This window comes from Ovoidimarina sediminis, assembly GCF_032586175.1.
In the GTDB taxonomy this organism is placed as follows: domain Bacteria; phylum Pseudomonadota; class Alphaproteobacteria; order Rhodobacterales; family Rhodobacteraceae; genus Ovoidimarina; species Ovoidimarina sediminis.
In genome coordinates, this window is the sequence record NZ_JAWHTE010000079.1 from 1 (window position 1) to 504 (window position 504).

Annotated in this window: 1 protein-coding gene; it reads right to left on the bottom strand. The window is 63.1% G+C overall.

Translation table 11 applies throughout. The features are described from left to right. A partial coding sequence (locus tag RXV90_RS25815; protein ID WP_316653304.1) for a transposase occupies positions 1-504 on the bottom strand: 504 nt, incomplete at both ends.

Consider the following 504-nt stretch of genomic DNA (forward strand, 5'->3'; position numbering starts at 1 on the left):
GGTCCGCGGAGGCGTAGCCGGTCGAGCCGGAGAATGCGTTTCAGATGGGCGAAGAGCATCTCGACTTTCTTTCGTCGCGTACCGGCATCCACATAGGCGTCCGTCGTGGCGATGCGGCGGGCTGTGTCTCGGGCAACCTCGTGGACATGGCGGGCGATCTTCCGTCTCGGCTGGTTGGGGCAGCAGCTTTCCTTGAGCGCGCAGGCGGCACAGTCTGCCTGCCTGGTGTAGTATCTTCGAAAGCCGTCTTTACCGATGCCCGTTCGAGGCACACGCATCTGGCGCCAATACTTCTTCAGGGTCTTGCCACCGGGGCAGGTATACTCGTCTCGCTCCGGGTCATAGCAGAACTCGGCGTTGGAGAAGGTGCCGTCGTGGCGCTCGGATTTGTCGATGACGGGGATGTGCGGCTCAATGCCTTCTCCGACGAGCCAACCCAGCATCTCACCGGACCCATAGGCCGTATCCGCCGCGAGCCGCTCCGGGGTGAGATCGAACCGCTCC